Below are 17,872 nucleotides of genomic sequence, written 5' to 3'. Positions count from 1 at the left end.
AAAATGAAAAATTTCACTTCAGTACACGATATATCAAATCCCGAAATCCTCGTTCAGGAATCATTGGAACTTAAAAAAAATCTTTATGGTTTCAGTGATTTAGGGAAAAATAAAACGCTAGGATTGGTCTTTCTAAACCCAAGTTTAAGAACGAGAATGAGCAGTCAAAAAGCTGGAATGAACCTCGGAATGCAGGTTCAGGTCATCAACGCCGGACAAGATGCTTGGAACTGGGAATTCGCAGAAAATGCAGTGATGAACGGCTCTACGGTTGAACACATCAAAGATGCAGCTAAAGTTTTAAGCGAATATTGCGACGTTATCGGTTTGCGTTGTTTTCCGGGTTTAAAAGATCGTGACGAAGATTACAGCGAGTTCGTTTTGAATTCATTCATCAAATACGCAACAGTTCCGGTAATTTCTCTAGAATCCGCTACACGACACCCTTTGCAGAGCTTTGCGGATTTAATTACGATTCGTGAAAACTGGCAAAAACCTCAGAAACCGAAAGTAGTTTTATCTTGGGCACCACATATCAAAGCGCTTCCACAAGCAGTTGGGAACTCTTTCGCGGAATGGATGAACGCTTCGGAAGTCGATTTTTGTATCGCAAATCCGGAAGGTTATGATTTAAGCAAAGAATTTACGGGTGATGTAAAAGTATATCACAATCAGGAAGAAGCGTTAAAGGATGCGGATTTTGTGTATGTGAAAAACTGGTCGTCATTTGATGATTATGGCGCAATGCCTGAAGTAAAAGGAAATTGGCTTTTGGGTGAAGAATTTTTAAAAACCAATCCGGAAACGAAATTCATGCACTGTCTTCCGGTTCGTAGAAATCTGGAAATGAGCGATGCGGTTTTGGATTCTGCCAACTCTTTAATTTATCAACAAGCCAATAACAGAACGCTTTCTGCGCAATTAATCATCAAGAAAATTCTCGAAAATTCGTTGTAAAATGGAAGATTTATTCATCATAAAAATTGGTGGCGAAACCATTAATAATCCTGAAACGCTGAAGATTTGTTTAAAAACAATTGCAACATCGGGAAAAAAAATAATTTTGGTTCACGGTGGCGGAAAAAAAGTAACAGAACTCGCCCAAAAACTGCAGATTCCACAACAAATGGTGGAAGGACGACGCATCACTTCTGCGGAAACTTTGGAACTTTGCACAATGGTTTACGCGGGTTTGATTAATAAAAATATTGTTGCGGGTTTATCGTCAAAAAATCGTGTAGCAATCGGACTTTCCGGCGCTGATTTGAACTGTATTGTTTCAAAAAAAAGAGATGCTTCTATCATTAATTATGGTTTTGTGGGCGATATTGTGAATGTTGATGAAATGGTTTTTGATGATTTTATTTCTAAAAATATCATTCCGGTTGTCAATTCGATCAGCATAAGTGAAGAAAGCGAACTTTTGAATACCAATGCAGATGTAATGGCCGCGGAAATTGCAAAAGCAATGTCGGCTACTTATAAAATGCATCTCATTTATTGTTTTGAAAAAAATGGAGTTTTAAAAGATATTGCCGATGAAAATTCAGTTATTGAAGAAATTTCTAAAGCTGATTTTACGCAAATGAAAGAAACCAAACAAATCGCCGATGGAATGATACCTAAGTTGCAAACGGCTTTCAGAGCGTTGTATCATGGTGTGGAAGAAGCAAGAATTCTAAGAAGTGATGCGCTACAAAGTTATTTTAATCAGGAAAAACCGGGAACAAACATCAGTTTACATTAATGGAAATTTTAAAAAAAGACGCCAAAGATTTTTTGAAGCAACTCATCGAAACGCCTTCTTTAAGTAGAGAAGAGAAAATTACGGCATTAATTATTGAAAAATATTTAAGCGAAAAGAATATTCCGTTTCAGAGAAAAGGAAATAATATCTGGGCAAAAAATCTTTATTTCGATAATAGTTTGCCAACAATTCTGCTGAATTCTCACCACGACACGGTAAAGCCCAATTCGGCGTACACATTGGATCCGTTTAAAGCTGTTGAAAAAGACGGAAAAATTTTCGGTTTAGGAAGCAATGATGCGGGTGCAAGTTTGGTGAGTTTATGGGCGGTTTTCACACATTTTTATGATCAGAAACTCAAGTACAATTTGATTTACGCAGCGACGGCAGAAGAAGAAATTTCCGGCGAAAACGGAGTGAAATCGATTCTTGAAGATTTAGGAAAAATTGATTTCGCGATTGTGGGCGAACCTACGAAAATGGATTTGGCGATTGCTGAAAAAGGCTTGGTGGTTTTGAATTGTGTGGCGAAAGGAACGGCTTCTCATGCGGCTCATATCAATAACGATAATTCGATTTATAAAGCGGTTCGCGATATTCAGAGAATTCAGAATTCAAGTTTTGATAAGGTTTCTGATGTTTTGGGAAAAGTAAAAGCAACGGTAACAATTGTCAATGCCGGATCGCAGCATAATGTGGTTCCGGATCAGTGTCATTTTACGGTGGATGTACGGACGAACGAGCATTATTCAAATTCAGAAATTGTGGAGATTTTCAGAAATGAATTGGAGTCCGAAATTCAGCCCAGATCTTTGGCTTTGAATTCTTCAAGTATTAATTTGGATCATCCTTTCGTGTTGGCAGCGAAGAAAGAAAACTGCGAACTTTACGGCTCGCCAACGGTTTCAGATCAAGCGTTAATGCCTTTCAATTCGGTGAAAATTGGTCCCGGAGATTCCACGCGTTCTCATACCGCGGATGAATTTATTTACGAAAAAGAACTCAACGAAGGCATCGAAAAATACATTAAAATTCTCTCTCATATTCTCTAAAAAATGGAAAATAAAAAATTGTGGGCAAAAGATTCCGCGAATCTAAAACACTTAGAAATCATTGAAAAATTTACCGTTGGTAAAGATAAAGATTTCGATGTTTTATTGGCTCAATACGACATTGTCGGGACGAAAGCGCACTGTAAAATGCTCACCAAAATCGGATTTCTGAAAGAGGAAGAGAATGAATCCATTCAAAAAGAATTGGATGAAATGTATATTTTGGCCAAAGAAAATCAGCTATTTATTAAAGATGGAGTAGAGGATATTCATAGCCAAATTGAGTTTAATTTAACGGAAAAATTAGGCGATGCCGGCAAAAAAATCCATACCGGAAGATCACGAAACGACCAAGTTTTATTGGCAATAAAATTATATTTAGCAGCGGAAATTAAATCGATTGCGCAACTTTCAAAAAATTTATTTGACCAATTAATTTCTCTTTCAGAAACGCATAAATCCGCCTTAATGCCCGGTTATACGCATTTTCAGATCGGAATGCCTTCTTCATTTGGGCTTTGGTTCAGCGCTTTTGCAGAATCTTTATCGGAAGATTTGGAGGTTTTGGCAGCGGCTTTATCGGTGGTTCAAAAAAATCCTTTGGGTTCGGGTGCTGGTTTTGGTTCTTCTTTTCCGCTTGACAGAGAATTTACGACCAAAGAATTGAATCTTGAAAAAATGAACATCAATTCCGTTTATGCGCAAATGACCCGCGGAAAATCAGAGAAAATCACGGCGATGGCGATGAGTACTTTGGCAGCAACTTTTGGAAAATTGGCTTACGATATCTGCATGTTCAGCAATCAGAATTACGGTTTCATCAGCTTTCCGTCGGAACTTACGACCGGAAGCAGTATTATGCCTCACAAAAAAAATCCTGATGTTTTTGAATTGATCCGGGCAAAATCTGCGCGAATCCAAAGTATTCCGAATGAATTGACGCTGCTTACGAATAACCTTCCATCCGGTTACCACAGAGATTTTCAACTGACCAAAGAAATTATTTTCCCTGGAATTCAGGATTTAAAAGATTGTTTAAGTATTTTTGAATTCATGCTGAAACATATCAATGTGAAAGAAGATATTTTAAAGGACGAAAAATATGATTATCTTTTCAGCGTCGAAAAAATCAATGAGTTGGTAATGAATGGGGCGAGTTTTCGGGAAGCCTACCGCGAGGTCGGAAATTCCATTGAAAACGGTACTTATCATTACCGGAACGATGATTTAAAGCACACCCACAAAGGAAGTATTGGGAATTTGTGCCTCGATGAGATTTCTGCTCAGTTTGAAGAAATCTTCCAGAAATTTAAATAATTTATGAAAACTTTAGACAGTACAGACCACAAAATTCTCAATTTCCTGCAGGAAGATTCCACCGTTTCCGTGAAAGATTTGGCGGAAAAAATCGGACTTTCGTTCACCGCGACTTATGAAAGAATAAAATCCCTCAAACATCACGGCATCATCCGGAAAAATGTGGTGCTGATTGACGCTGAACTCGCCGGATTTGAAATTATGGCGTACTGTAATATAGTTTTGAAAGAGCAGTCGAACAATAAACTTCAGGAATTCGAACGGAAAATAAAGTCTGAACCTCAGGTTCTGGAAGTGGTGAGTCTTTCCGGGCAGTACGATTATATGATTAAAGTGGTTGCCAAAAACATCAAGGAATACAATAATTTTATGACGACGGTAGTGGCAAATATCCCTAACATCGGCCAGTATCACAGCAATATTGTGCTTTCGGTGATAAAAAATGACACCAAATTTACTTTTTAAAATCAGGAAATTTCCCTGATTTTTTCTTTAATTTTGAATACATTAAACTCTCAAAAAATTCATCATGTCGAAATATAAAATTCAGAAAAATCCGTTTATTGTCCCAACCACCGATGGCAAACTAATTGAGGAAATCTGGGGAAATTCTACCGGAATTACTGATGTTTCCATTGCGCACATGGTGGCGCCGCCGAACTGGAGCGAGCCGCATCAAACTCCCGAATTTGATGAATATACTTACATCATCAAAGGTAAAAAACAGTTTGAAATTGACGGTGAAATCGTTGTCCTGGAAGCCGGAGAAAGTATAAAAATTAATAAAGGTGCCCGGATCCGTTACAGCAATCCGTTTTCAGAATCGTGCGAATATCTCGCCATTTGTCTGCCAGCTTTTTCGATGGAGTTGGTGAACCGTGAAGATTAAAATATCAGACCCAAACTCTTCAATTCTTTTTCCAGGTTGATTTCTTCGATAATGTGTACAGTTGCGAATCCTAAAGATTTTGCGACTTCAATGTTTTTCGGATTATCGTCGATGAAAACAGATTCTTCAGCCTTTAGATTATACCTTTCGAGGAGTACATGCCAGATTTTCGGATCGGGTTTAATGAGTTTCTCAGTACCTGAAACAACAATTTTACCTTCGAAAATGTCGAAGAAATCATAGTTTTCCAGTGCGTAAGGGAAGGTTTCGGCCGACCAGTTCGTGAGCCCGAACAATTCATAATCCGAATGCTGCAGTTTTCTTAAAACTTCTACATTTTCGGGGATATCTGCTCTCAGCATCCTGGTCCAGTTGTCGTAATAAGCACGGAGTTCCTTTTCCCATTCCGGGAATTTCTGAACCTGTATTTCGGTTCCTTCTGATAAACTTCTTCCGCGGTCCTGCTCGGCATTCCATTCATCGTGAGCAATGTATTTCAGGAAATATTCCATCCGCTCATCATCATTGAAATAATCTTTGAAGAAATAGCGCGGATTCCAGTCCATCACCACGCCTCCAAAATCGAAAATAATATTTTTTATCGTTAAATTTTGCTGCATTTTTTGTTGATTACTTTTTACCAAACAGAATACTGATCAGTGTGAAAATTAAGAGAATGTGGAGATAAAATGAATACTGTACGAGTTCGACATAATTCATTTTAAAACTGCTGAGAGAAATCAGAATAAGAATCTGCGCGCCGTAAGGAATCAGTCCCTGTACATAACACGAAAAAATATCAAGTACCGACGCGCTTTGCTGGGGTTTCAAACCATATTTATCGTTGATTTCTTTGGCAACTTTCCCGGAGATAATAATTGAAATCGTGTTGTTGGCGACACAAAGATTTGCTGCTGTTACCAATCCACCGATCCCCAGTAATGCTGTTTTTTTTGAACTGATGACTTTGCTGATTTTTGCGATAAGAAACGAAATTCCACCGGCTTTTTCAACCAACGCGGCTAAACCGCCTGTAAGAAGCGAGAGCAGGAAAATTTCGGTCATGCTGGTAAAGCCTTCGTAAGTTTTCTTTGCGAAACCAAGAAAATCGAAACTTCCGTAACCAAAACCCAGAAGTCCTGCAAAAATAAGCCCTGCGAACAGTACTACAAATACATTTAAACCCAATAAAGAAAGCACAATTACCAAAATATAGGGCAGCACCAACATCAGATTAAAGTCTTTTGCTGTGGCGGCTGCAGCAGCTGTGTTTTCCTGACTGAAGCCCATTACCGTTAAAATGATAATGGCTGCAACCGCTGCAGGAATCGCGATTTTCGAGTTAAAACGGAATTTGTCTTTCATCTGGCAGCCTAAAGTTTGCGTAGCGGCAATTGTGGTATCGGAAATCAGAGAAAGATTATCACCAAACATGGCACCGGAAAGAAGACACGCACCAATTAACCCTAAAGGTGAGCCGCTTTTTTCAGCCAAAGCAATCACAATCGGACCTAAAGTAACAATGGAGCCCACTGAAGTTCCCGACGCAAAAGAAAGAAACGAAGCAATAACAAAAACTCCCACAGGAAAATATGCGGGTGAAATATAGGTGAGTCCGAGATTAACGATAGAATCGACACTTCCGGTGGCGGCTGTTACCGTTGCAAAAGCTCCTGCCAGAAGGTAAATTATACACATGGTGAGAATTTTCCCGTCGCCGCAGCCTTTCAGGAATGTATCAACTTTGCTGTTGATGCTGCCTTTTAAAAGTACAAATGCTGAGGTGATTCCTAATAGAGCAGCAATGGGCGAAGGCAGCGAGTAAAAATCATCGTAGTAAATCCCGAAACCAAGAAATACAAAAACAAAAATCAGCAGCGGAAAAATTGCTACGAGATTCGGGTTAAGTTTAATCATGATGCAAAATTACTCTTCAAAACGCGAAAACACATAATGATTGTCTGAAAATTTCGCATACACGTGATGCAAACCGTTACTCAGAATAATTTCTTCAGCCCCGATAATGGAATTGTATCTTGCGGTCTGTTCGAAAGTTTTTTGGGTAAGCTTTATTTTGGGAGCTTTACATTCGACCAAGATTTTAGGGACAGTTTTTTCGGTTACCAAAAGATCGATTCGCTTGGTGGTTCCGTTAAGTTCCAGTTTTTTTTCTAAAATCAGCGACGAGAGATTACGGCGTTTTTTTACATGAAAATAATGCACCCAATGTTGCCTTACCCATTCTTCAGGCGTAAGGAGAAGCCAGTTTTTCCGGACCAAATCATAAATAAAAAACCTATCTTTGTCTCTCTTGATTTGCAAATCAAAAGTATCCTCAAAATTCAGTTCCGGAAGTTGCATTTATGAAAGAATTAGATTTAATCCTCAAAAATATTAAAAATAAAGAGTTTCAGCCGATTTATTTTTTTCATGGCGAAGAACCTTTTTTTATGGATGTGGCTGTAAAAGCTTTTGAAAACGACGTTCTGGCAGAAGACGAAAAAGCTTTCAACCAAACGTTGGTTTATGGCAAAGATACTACCTTCAGCGAGGTACTATCTATGGCGCGGCAGTTTCCGATGATGGGCGACAGGCAGGTAATTATCCTTAAAGAAGCTCAGGAAATCCGCATGACAGAAAAAGAAGCAGATGCTTTAAAAATATATGCAGAAAATCCTGTAGAATCTACACTTTTGGTCATCGCTCACAAATATAAAAAAGTTGATTCGCGGAAAAGTTTTGCCAAGATGCTTTCCAAAAACAAGATGCTTTTCGAAAGTCCAAAAATGAAGGATTATGAAGTCCCGAAATGGATCGAGCAGGAGCTTCGCAATGTCGGTCTGAAAACAAAACCAGATATTCCTTTATTACTCTCCGAATACCTCGGAACCGATTTGTCAAGGATTTCCAACGAACTCAGTAAACTCAAAATGATTCTGAAAAGCGATGAACTTCTCGACGAAAAAATCATCGAAACCCACATCGGAATCAGCAAAGATTTTAATGTTTTTGAACTCATCAAAGCAATTGGTAAAAAAGATGAAAGCAACGCGCTGCGGATCGCACATTTCATGGGGAAATCGCCAAAAAACAATTCGTTCCCAATGGTAATCGGCAATTTATACAACTTTTTTTCGAATCTGGTGATTTACCACACCATGGCAGGACAATCGCAGCAGGCGATGGCATCCGCAATGGGCGTACACCCTTATTTTGTCAAAAGTTATACTGAAGCTGCACGTTTTTACAACCTCAAACACTGTACGAGAATTATCTCCATACTGCGCGAAATGGACCTGAAAAACAAAGGTTTAGGCGCCGTAAATATGGAAGAAAGCGAGTTGCTGCGAGAAATGGTATACAAAATTCTGCATGTGGACCGCTTAAAGGTGAAAGTGTGATTTTGGGCGACTGTTTCCGCCCTCCGTTCCCGCTTTTTTGCTTCACTCTGTTACGCAAAAAGAGCTCCACTCAGGTCGGGTCGCGGGATATTTTTCAAAAGGAAAAGCAGTTACTCATTAGAGAAGAATTTAAAATAATAATACACCAGATTTCTGCAATCGAAAAAATTCATCATAACATATACTTCAACCCAAAATAAATAACGATTTTTGAAAACTCAAAATCATAAACATTAAGTAAATAATGGAACAGAATATTTTAGACTGCGTGATCGTAGGTTCCGGACCTTCCGGATTTACCGCAGCAATTTATGCCGCAAGAGCCGATTTGAAACCCGAATTATACACCGGCCTTGAACCTGGCGGACAATTAACCACAACCACCGAAGTTGATAATTTTCCCGGTTATCCCGATGGGGTTACAGGTCCCCAGATGATGATGGATCTGCAGAAACAGGCAGAAAGATTCGATACAAAAGTTCATTACGAACTCATCACAAAAGCAGAATTTTCTACAGAAGTAGGCGGGATTCATAAACTCTGGGCCGGCAATAAAGAGATTTTGGCAAAATCTGTAATTATTTCCACAGGTGCTACGGCAAAATATTTAGGTCTTGATGATGAAAAAAAATATTCAGGGGGAGGCGTTTCGGCGTGTGCAACCTGCGACGGATTTTTCTACAAAGGTAAAGATGTAATCGTGGTAGGAGCGGGCGATACCGCTGCTGAAGAAGCTACATATCTTGCGAAACTCACGAATAAAGTTACGATGTTGGTAAGAAAAGATACCTTCCGCGCCTCGAAGGCGATGATTCACAGGGTAGAAAACACACCGAACATCGAAGTGAAATTCAACCACGAATTAATCGGAATTGAAGGTGAAAATGCTTTGGTCGAAAGAGCAGTGGTGATTAATAATCAAACTCAGGAAATTTCAAAAATAGACGTGCACGGAATTTTTATCGCAATCGGACACAAACCGAATACGGATATTTTTGCAGGACAAATCCATTTGGATGAAAACGGATACATTAAGACAGTTCCAGGTTCTACCTTGACCAATTTGCCAGGAGTTTTCGCAGCGGGCGATGTTCAGGATCACAGATATCGCCAGGCGATTACTGCAGCGGGAAGCGGATGTATGGCTGCCATGGATGCAGAAAAATATCTGGCAGAATTAGCACAGTAAAATACTTATAAAAAAGGATGAGAAACTTGGTCTATATATTTCTTGGCGGTGGTTTCGGAAGCGTTTTGCGCTTTGTTGTTTCCAATTACACCCAGAAATTATGGAACATCAACTCTTTTCCGATGGGAACTTTTGTGGTAAATATTATTGGTTGTTTCTTGATCGGAGTCTTCAGTTCTTATTTCATTAAGATCGATAGTTACCTGAAGTTTCTTTTGATCACAGGTTTTTGCGGCGGATTTACCACATTTTCTACCTTTTCGGCGGAAAATATTTCGATTTGGGAAAATGGAAATTATGCCATGCTGATTTGTTATATTCTTTTGAGTGTAATTGTGGGATTTGGCGCAGTTTATTTAGGATTAAATATTGCTAAGAATTAAATTTTTCCCTTTGAATATTAGGTTTTTAAGATATTTTTCAAAGAAATATTTGGTCGGTATAGAAAAGCTCTTTATATTTGCACCACTGAAAATGAGAAATCATTTTACTGGAGGAATGGCAGAGTGGTCGATTGCGGCAGTCTTGAAAACTGTTGACTGTAACAGGTCCCGGGGTTCGAATCCCTGTTCCTCCGCCTTGTAAATTTCACGGTTTACATTTAAACCCTTTAAAACGTAAGTTTTAAAGGGTTTTTTATTTGATTTTTATTTTAGTTTTTAGGATGGTGTTCCCAGCAAATCAAGAAATTGCTGCTCATCCAGAATTTCGATGATACCGATGTCCTGGGCTTTTTTAAGTTTACTTCCGGCTTTTTCACCAACAACAAGATAATTAAGGTTTTTAGAAACCGCAGAAATGTTTTTCCCGCCGTGTTTTTCAACCATTGCTTCAGCATCGTCGCGTGTGAAAAGTGATAGTTTTCCTGTGAATAGAAAAGTTTTGTTTTCTAGAACATTGCTTAAAACTTCATTCGTACTTTCTCCTTTTTCTAATTGAACTCCGTAAGACTTCAAACGTTCAATCATCAACTGATTTTCCGAATTTTCAAAGAATGCTACAATACTTTCCGCAATTTTTCCGCCGATGTCTTCTACCTGAATCAGTTCTGCTGCGGTAGCTTTTTTCAGTTCATCAATCGATTCAAAATTTTTTGCCAGTTTTTTGGCTACCGTTTCTCCAACGTGCTTAATTCCAATGCCGTAAAGGACTTTCTCGAAAGGTATTTCTTTTGACTTTTCGATGCCGGAAATAATATTCTGGGCAGATTTTTCAGCCATGCGTTCCAGCGGAAGAAGCTGCTCCTTTGTTAATGCATAGAAATCTGCAGGATTTTCTACCAGTTTTTCGCGGTACAATTGTTCGATAGTTTCGCTACCAAGATTTTCAATATTTAAAGCTTTTCTCGATACATAATGAATCATTCGGCCGACAACCTGTGGCGGACAATGCAACTCGTTCGGACAAAAATGTATCGCCTGATCTTCAATTTTCACCAGTTCAGTTCCACATTCAGGGCAAGTTTTGATGTATTGAATTTCCGGATTTTCAGGATCTCTTTTCTCTAAATTAACGCCGACAATCTTTGGAATAATCTCACCGCCTTTTTCCACAAATACAAAATCATGTTCGTGGAGACCCAATTTTTTGATGATGTCTTCGTTGTGCAAACTCGCCCTTTTCACCACAGTTCCTGCCAATAAAACAGGTTTCAGATTGGCGACCGGAGTTATTGCGCCGGTTCTTCCAACTTGGTAAGTTACTTTCTCTAATTCAGTTTCGACTTTTTCAGCTTTGAATTTATACGCCATCGCCCAACGTGGAGATTTCGCCGTGTAGCCTAAAGTCCTCTGCTGCGACAAATCGTTTACCTTTATCACAATGCCGTCGATATCGAAGCCTAACTGATGCCTTGCGGTATCCCAGTGCGTGATGAATGCTTTAACTTCATCCAGTGTTTTACACAGTTTTGCCTGTTCTGAAATATGAAATCCCCAGGATTTTGCTTTCTGAAGCAGCTCCCAGTGTGTTTTTGCCGGAAATTCACTTGATATGTACTGATAAAGAACCGCTGAAAGTCCGCGTTTTCTCACTTCTGCAGAATCCTGAATTTTCAGACTTCCGGAAGCTGTATTTCTGGGATTCATGAAGGGATCTAGACCTTCTTCTTCGCGTCTTTTATTGATTTTATCAAAGTTTTTTCTTGTTAAATAAATTTCGCCCCGGATGAAAAACCGATCCGGATAATCACCGTGAAGCTGCATCGGAATTTCTGAAATTGTTTTCACATTTGGTGTAATTTCGTCACCCTGAAAACCGTCGCCACGGGTTACGGCTTCTTTAAGTTTTCCGTTTTCGTATAAGATTGAAATCGAAGCGCCGTCGTATTTCAGTTCTGCGACAAACTCTACAGGCTCATTTAAGGCTTTCTGAACGCGTTTTTCCCAGTCTTCCAGATCATTGAAATCGTAGGAATTATCCAGGGAATACATCCGGAACTGGTGCTGAACCGTCGGAAAATTTTTGGTGATTTCGCCGCCAACACGTGAAGTAGGAGAGTTACTGTCGTAAAATTCCGGGTGTTTTTCTTCCAGCTCCTGAAGTTCTTTCAGTTTCAGATCGAATTCGAAATCTGAAATTGTAGGTTCATCTAAGGTGTAATAATTATAGTTATGTTGATGAAGTTCTTCGCGCAGATCTTCTATTTTTTTTTGAATATTTTCCGACATTTTGAAGGTAGATTTTTACAAAAATACTAATTCTATAGAAACAATAACTTCAATAGCTAATTTTAAATAAAAATAGATAAAATTAAATTTACTCCTAATTTTATAAGGGTTGTGTTTGTAAATTGTATTAATTTTAAAAATAAATACTAATTTAGCAGGGGTAAAAATAAAAAACTATGAAAATTGAGAAAAGATGGATTGCTTCTTTTGTTGTAATTACAATGATTTCAATCGCGGCATTATTCTGGAAAACTGAAATTCCTGTCCCAAACTCCGGCGAATTCCTCAGCGAAGACCAAATCGTAGGCGCTGATGTTGCCTGGATTTTAGCCGCAGCTGGTTTGGTTTTGTTGATGACTCCCGGCCTTTCGTTTTTCTATGGCGGAATGGTGGGTAGCAAAAACGTGATTTCCACGATGTTGCAGAGTTTTATTGCACTGGGTGTAATTTCCATTCTTTGGGTGGTTGTTGGTTTCAGTCTTTCCTTTGGTGAGAGTTTAGGTTTCACTTTCCATGGCATTCATTACGGAATCATCGGTAATCCATTGAGTTACCCTTTCTTCTCTGGGGTAGGTACACTTCCGCATCATCTAATGGCGCCCACAATTCCTTTTATTTTGTTCGCATTGTTTCAAATGAAATTTGCGGTAATTACGCCCGCTTTAATCACTGGTTCGTTTGCTGAAAGGGTTCGTTTTATTTCCTATCTATTATTTATGGTGCTCTTCAGTTTGTTTATATATACGCCACTTTGCCACATGGTTTGGCATCCGGAAGGTTTGCTGAATAAATTTTTCGGAGTAAAAGATTTCGCCGGAGGAACGGTAGTTCACATGAGTGCAGGTTTCGCAGCACTTGCCGGCGCAATTGTTTTGGGACGAAGAAAAAATCCACATCATCAACCTTCTAATATCCCATTTGTTTTATTAGGAACCGGAATGCTTTGGTTCGGATGGTTTGGTTTCAACGCCGGTTCTGCATTGGCGGCTAATGCAACGGCAGCGATGGCTTTTGGTACTACTACGATAGCATCGGCTTCCGCAATGATCACCTGGATATTTTTCGATCGAATTAATGGACGAAAAGTTTCTGCCTTAGGCGCCTCCATCGGTGCGGTTGTCGGTTTGGTAGCAATTACCCCAGCTGCGGGATTTGTAACAATTGCTGAAAGTCTGTTCATCGGGTTTGTCTCTGCGATTGTTTCTAATTCAATGATGCACTGGAAGAAACTCAAAGAAATAGACGACACTTTGGATGTCTTTGCCTGTCATGGCGTAGGAGGAATTATGGGAATGATTCTTACAGCAATTTTTGCGCATGGCGAAAATGCAAGTTTGTTGCATGGCGGCTGGTCGGTTTTTGGGCATCACATGCTGGCTTTGGTTCTGGTTTCGGCGTTTACATTTTTTGGAGCCATGCTGCTTTACAAAATTACCAATTTCATCATTCCACTACGGGTTTCGGAAGAATCAGAGCGCCTCGGACTTGATCTTTCTCAGCACGATGAATCCAATTGTTTTTAATTTTAATGAAAAAAGCACCGTTTCAATCTCGGTGCTTTTAATATTTTAATGACTTAACATTTCCTTTATTTTCTCAGAAACCTTTTCCGCATTGGGAAGCATCTCTTTTTCTAGAATTAAGTTGATTGGAACTGCAGGTAAATTGAGCGAACCCAGTGTTTCTACCGGAGCATCAAGATTTCTGAAACAGTTTTTGGAAATTCGGTGTGCAAAAGCTTCAGCAAAAGAATTATTGAGCTGCTCTTCGGTAAGAACCAAGCATTTGCTGTGGATTTTTACCCTTTCGAATACTAATTTTTCATCGAGTGGAATTAAGGTTCTCAGGTCGATAATTTCTACTATGCCCGGGAAATTTGCTGCGGCTTCTTTTGCCCAGTAAACGCCCATTCCGTAGGTGACAATGACCATGGTTCGGCCTTTTTCGGTTTCGGTTTTATCGGCTTCTAAAAGGATATTGGATTTGCCGAATGGTAAAATGTAATCTTCCGCAGGCTCAATGGTTTTCGCATCTTCGGTTCCCGGAACTTTGCTCCAGTAAAGCCCTTTATGTTCCAGCATTACCACAGGATTGGGATCATAATAAGCGGCTTTCAGCAAACCTTTGAAATCTGCAGCGTTGCTCGGATAAGCGATTTTGATTCCTTTGATATTTGCGAGAATGCTTTCTACACTTCCGCTGTGATAAGGTCCGCCACCACCATAAGCGCCAATGGGAACGCGGATGATATTGCTCACCGGAAATTTTCCGTTAGATAAATAATTTGATTTTGAAATCTCTGTAATGAGTTGGTTAATTCCGGGATAAATATAGTCGGCAAACTGTACTTCGACAATAGGTTTTAGGCCAACAGCACTCATCCCAACAGTGGATCCGATAATATATGCTTCCTGAATCGCGGTATTGAAAACTCTTTTATTACCGAATTTCTTGCCTAAAGTTACTGCTTCACGGAACACTCCGCCGATTCTTTCACCTACATCCTGTCCGTAAAGCAATGCTTCGGGATGTTTCCACATCAATTCCTGAATGGCATGGATGGCCGCATCTACCATCACAATTTTTTCCTGTCCTTTTGGTTCTCTTTCGCCGGATTCTTCAGTAATTGGGGTCGGAGCAAAAATGTGGTCTGTAACAGTTTCCGGTTTCGGATCTTCAGCTGCAATTGCCTTTTCAAATGCGTGTTCCGCTTCGGTCCTCGCGTTTTTTTCAATCTTGTTCAGAAGATCTTCGAGGATGCCGTCTTCGATTAATCTGTTTCTTAAAATCTTTCCCGGATCTTTTGCACGGTGTTTTGCCAGATCATCCTCATCTCTGTAAAATTCACGCCGAACGCCTGAAGTGTGGTGACCAATGAGAACAGTTTTCGCACAAACAAGCATCGGCTTTCTTTCTGACCGCACAAAATCGACGGCTTTTTTCATGGCTTCGAAACTCTCTATAAAATCGGTTCCGTCCACACGCATTCTGTTTAATCCCACAAAACCCGCAGCATAATCGTACGCATCTGAAGTTCTTGCTTCTTCTTTTGTTACTGAAATTCCCCATTCGTTATCCTGAACAAGAAATATAACGGGCAGCTGATGCAGGGCCGCAAACTGAAATGCTTCAGCAACTTCACCCTCGGTCACAGAATTGTCGCCTAAACTGCAGACAACAACAGGATTTTGGTCATAAGTTTTAAGATTGAATTCCTGAATATATTTAATTCCCTGGGCAATTCCGGTGGTAGGAATCGCCTGCATACCGGTGGCGGAACTTTGTTGAATTATTTTTGGTAAATCTTCTTCGCGACTCGACGGGTGTGAATAATAGGAGCGGCCGCCGGAAAAAGGATCATCGGCTTTAGCTAAAAGCTGGAGCATTAAGCGGAAGGGCTCAAAACCAATTCCAAGCAGTAAACTTTCGTCGCGGTAGTATGGTGAAACCCAGTCGTCCTTTGTTAGCTGGTAAGCTGTAGCCAACTGAATGGCTTCGTGTCCGCGTGAGGTGCTGTGAACATACTTGGTGATATTCCTATTTTCTTCATAAATGTCGGCCATTGCTTTTGCCAGCATCATGTGATTAAAGGCTTTTAATAAGATCTCCTCTGAAACGTGTTTTTTTGTGCCTATTTCCATATAAAACAAATATAAAAATTTTAATGAGAATAATAAAACTACTGTTTGTGGGAACTGGATTAATAACTGAGAAAACTGCTATCTGCAATTATTTCACAAAAGTGGTGTAAACACGATCTATTAATGGCTGAAAATATTATGATTTGATAAAAGAAAATCCAAAAAACTAAATTATTCTAAATTTCATTTATTTATTATATATTTGGAAGACAATTTTAAAATAACGACATATGAAAAAATTATTACTTTCGTGCTTACTTGGTTTAGGAGTTGGTGCTCATGCACAACTAAACTACGTAGGCGATTTTGAAGAAGCCACTAATGTGGGACAGTATGCACAGTTCGGAGGTGGAACAATCGCAGCAGCTGCTGCATGCTCGGGAACATTAGGTGGTCAGTTGGCTATTGGTGGCACCGTTACACAAACCGGATGGATGGTTTTAAATGATGTTCTTGAAGAAGAATTTGGTAAAATCAATAACGGCCAGGAAGCGGCTATAAGTTTTAATTACAAAAAGGCAGCCGGAGTAACCGGAACTTTGTACGCAGCAGTATTTACCTATGTTGCAGCTTCTAACGCATGGAACATCGAATATGTTAGCACGGGCACAGTTTTGGGAAGTGCAGCGATTACCACATGTACTCAAAAAACCGGGATAATACCTGCAGGTAAAATGCAGCCCGGGCAATCTTATGGGTATGGTGCATGGTTTGTTCCATCTGGCTCAACCACGGGGAATGTATTTGTAGATGATTTATCAATAGTTCAACAGTCTGTAACTGCAGTTCCTGCTTGTACAACATTTACGAATCCAACATCGGGAGCTGTTTTGCCGTCAGGAACCAATACCTTCACTTGGCCAGCTGTGGCAACAGCAGTAAATTACATCGTTACGGTAGGTACTACACCTGGTGGAAATGACGTTTTTGGAGGTGTGGTGGCAGGAACCTCTCAGAATGTAGCGCTTGCACCCAATACAACTTATTACGCAACAGTAACACCATGGAATACGGTAGGGGAAGCTGTAGGCTGTACAGGAATTACGTTTACTACTAATAATGTTGTTTCCTATTGTGGTCCGTTAACTTCCAGCGCGCCTACGGCTGTAGCACCTATAAAATCAATGAACTTTGCGGGAACTACCAAGACTTCAGATGCTACAGCAACAACAATTGGGGCATTCCCTGCGTATGAAGATTTTACGACAACAATTTTTGAAGTTAAAGATAATGTAACATCCCTTCCGCTGACAGTATTAGGAACCACTAACGGAAATCCTGTAAATGGCTGGGCAATGTCGGTATTTATTGACTGGAACAGCGATGGTGATTTTGATGACGCAGGTGAGTCTTATTTCAATACTACTGCTACAATGATCAGAAAGGTTAATTTGCCTGATAATCCAATTTCATTAACCGGTAATATTGCAATTCCTGCAGGAACTTCTTATGGACAGAAAAGAATGAGGGTTAAATATAATTTCTCAGGAACAGCAATTCATACCTCATTGGTATCTGCCTGCGCTCAAATGGGTAACGGACAAGCAGAAGATTATACAATCAATTATCAACAATTCCTTGCGGTAGACGATCTAAATAAGTCGAATGTTTCTGTTTATCCAAATCCATTTACCGATGTAGTTAAAATCTCCGATATCAAAGGAGTAAAATCAATCAATATCGTAGATGCATCAGGCCGAACTGTGAAAACCTTGGCACCTGCTGCTGAGCTAAACCTCGGGCATCTGAAATCAGGAATGTATTTCGTGAATTTACAGTATGCTGACGGTTCTGTAAAAACAGTGAAGTCAATTAAAAAATAAGATTTTTAATAATTAATAGAAGGCGGCAGATTTATCTGTCGCTTTTTTTTGCACCTGTTTTATAAGAACTGATATCAATTTTTTATTTTTTAGCAGCTTTTTTCTAAACATATTTTACCCTAATTTTACCAAAATTCTTCTTTA

At 39.6% G+C, this 17,872-nt stretch carries 16 protein-coding genes and 1 tRNA gene; 12 read left to right on the top strand and 5 right to left on the bottom strand.

Annotated features, from left to right (window positions below; translation table 11 throughout):
- The first annotated feature begins 3 nt into the window (after window positions 1–3).
- From OK344_RS10535 to OK344_RS10510, 6 genes are all read left to right on the top strand, one after another.
- Window positions 4–957 carry a Rossmann-fold NAD(P)-binding domain-containing protein gene (locus tag OK344_RS10535; RefSeq protein WP_088468870.1) on the top strand — a complete coding sequence of 318 codons (954 nt, stop codon included), beginning with the start codon at window positions 4–6 and terminating at the stop codon, window positions 955–957.
- A 1-nt stretch (window position 958) separates the two neighbouring features.
- A complete protein-coding gene (gene argB, locus OK344_RS10530; protein WP_265144746.1) occupies window positions 959–1,747 on the top strand; it encodes an acetylglutamate kinase in 789 nt (262 codons plus the stop codon).
- Entirely contained in the window at window positions 1,747–2,799 is a 1,053-nt protein-coding gene (locus tag OK344_RS10525) for a M20 family metallo-hydrolase (RefSeq protein WP_265144745.1), read from the top strand. The genes argB and OK344_RS10525 overlap by 1 nt, the downstream gene beginning before the upstream one ends.
- Window positions 2,800–2,802: 3 nt before the next feature.
- Entirely contained in the window at window positions 2,803–4,116 is a 1,314-nt protein-coding gene (gene argH, locus OK344_RS10520) for an argininosuccinate lyase (protein WP_265144744.1), read from the top strand.
- 3 nt (window positions 4,117–4,119) lie between these two features.
- Complete coding sequence (locus OK344_RS10515) at window positions 4,120–4,581, top strand: Lrp/AsnC family transcriptional regulator (RefSeq protein ID WP_088468874.1); 462 nt, start codon at window positions 4,120–4,122, stop codon at window positions 4,579–4,581.
- A 64-nt stretch (window positions 4,582–4,645) separates the two neighbouring features.
- Window positions 4,646–5,005 carry a cupin domain-containing protein gene (locus tag OK344_RS10510; protein ID WP_265144743.1) on the top strand — a complete coding sequence of 120 codons (360 nt, stop codon included), beginning with the start codon at window positions 4,646–4,648 and terminating at the stop codon, window positions 5,003–5,005.
- On the opposite strand, the gene OK344_RS10505 is transcribed toward OK344_RS10510, so the two are convergent.
- Genes OK344_RS10505 through OK344_RS10495 form a run of 3 tightly spaced genes read right to left on the bottom strand, consistent with a single transcriptional unit; the run spans window position 5,002 to window position 7,366 of the window.
- The gene (locus OK344_RS10505) at window positions 5,002–5,625 is read right to left on the bottom strand and encodes an HAD family hydrolase (RefSeq protein ID WP_265144742.1); all 624 of its coding nucleotides are present in this window, start codon (window positions 5,623–5,625) and stop codon (window positions 5,002–5,004) included. The genes OK344_RS10510 and OK344_RS10505 overlap by 4 nt on opposite strands.
- A gap of 10 nt (window positions 5,626–5,635) precedes the next feature.
- Window positions 5,636–6,922: a Na+/H+ antiporter NhaC family protein gene (locus OK344_RS10500; RefSeq protein WP_265144741.1), complete on the bottom strand. Its 1,287-nt coding sequence runs from the start codon at window positions 6,920–6,922 to the stop codon at window positions 5,636–5,638.
- Window positions 6,923–6,931: 9 nt separating this feature from the next.
- Complete coding sequence (locus OK344_RS10495) at window positions 6,932–7,366, bottom strand: type I restriction enzyme HsdR N-terminal domain-containing protein (protein ID WP_265144740.1); 435 nt, start codon at window positions 7,364–7,366, stop codon at window positions 6,932–6,934.
- Between the two features lie 2 nt (window positions 7,367–7,368).
- Between OK344_RS10495 and holA the strand changes: the two genes are divergently transcribed.
- The 4 genes from holA to OK344_RS10475 all read left to right on the top strand — a co-directional run bounded on the left by holA (window position 7,369) and on the right by OK344_RS10475 (window position 10,172).
- Window positions 7,369–8,406: a DNA polymerase III subunit delta gene (gene holA, locus OK344_RS10490; protein ID WP_265144739.1), complete on the top strand. Its 1,038-nt coding sequence runs from the start codon at window positions 7,369–7,371 to the stop codon at window positions 8,404–8,406.
- A gap of 244 nt (window positions 8,407–8,650) precedes the next feature.
- A complete protein-coding gene (trxB, locus tag OK344_RS10485) occupies window positions 8,651–9,595 on the top strand; it encodes a thioredoxin-disulfide reductase (protein WP_088468879.1) in 945 nt (314 codons plus the stop codon).
- A gap of 17 nt (window positions 9,596–9,612) precedes the next feature.
- Window positions 9,613–9,978, top strand: coding sequence for a fluoride efflux transporter CrcB (crcB, locus tag OK344_RS10480; protein ID WP_265144737.1), 366 nt, complete (start codon window positions 9,613–9,615; stop codon window positions 9,976–9,978).
- Between the two features lie 109 nt (window positions 9,979–10,087).
- A tRNA-Ser gene (locus OK344_RS10475) sits at window positions 10,088–10,172 on the top strand.
- Window positions 10,173–10,254: 82 nt separating this feature from the next.
- Here OK344_RS10475 and ligA read toward each other — a convergent pair.
- Window positions 10,255–12,264 carry an NAD-dependent DNA ligase LigA gene (ligA, locus tag OK344_RS10470; protein ID WP_265144736.1) on the bottom strand — a complete coding sequence of 670 codons (2,010 nt, stop codon included), beginning with the start codon at window positions 12,262–12,264 and terminating at the stop codon, window positions 10,255–10,257.
- A 176-nt stretch (window positions 12,265–12,440) separates the two neighbouring features.
- On the opposite strand from ligA, the gene OK344_RS10465 reads away from it, so the two are divergent.
- Entirely contained in the window at window positions 12,441–13,787 is a 1,347-nt protein-coding gene (locus OK344_RS10465; protein WP_265144735.1) for an ammonium transporter, read from the top strand.
- 45 nt (window positions 13,788–13,832) lie between these two features.
- Here the strand turns inward: OK344_RS10465 and OK344_RS10460 are convergent, their stop codons facing one another.
- Window positions 13,833–15,905: an alpha-ketoacid dehydrogenase subunit alpha/beta gene (locus tag OK344_RS10460; protein WP_265144734.1), complete on the bottom strand. Its 2,073-nt coding sequence runs from the start codon at window positions 15,903–15,905 to the stop codon at window positions 13,833–13,835.
- A 230-nt stretch (window positions 15,906–16,135) separates the two neighbouring features.
- On the opposite strand from OK344_RS10460, the gene OK344_RS10455 reads away from it, so the two are divergent.
- The gene (locus tag OK344_RS10455) at window positions 16,136–17,728 is read left to right on the top strand and encodes a T9SS type A sorting domain-containing protein (RefSeq protein WP_265144733.1); all 1,593 of its coding nucleotides are present in this window, start codon (window positions 16,136–16,138) and stop codon (window positions 17,726–17,728) included.
- The last annotated feature ends 144 nt before the right edge of the window (window positions 17,729–17,872 follow it).

It is taken from the genome of Kaistella yananensis, from assembly GCF_026107505.2.
Lineage (GTDB): Bacteria > Bacteroidota > Bacteroidia > Flavobacteriales > Weeksellaceae > Kaistella > Kaistella yananensis.
This window is presented reverse-complemented; position numbering and strand designations above follow the sequence as displayed.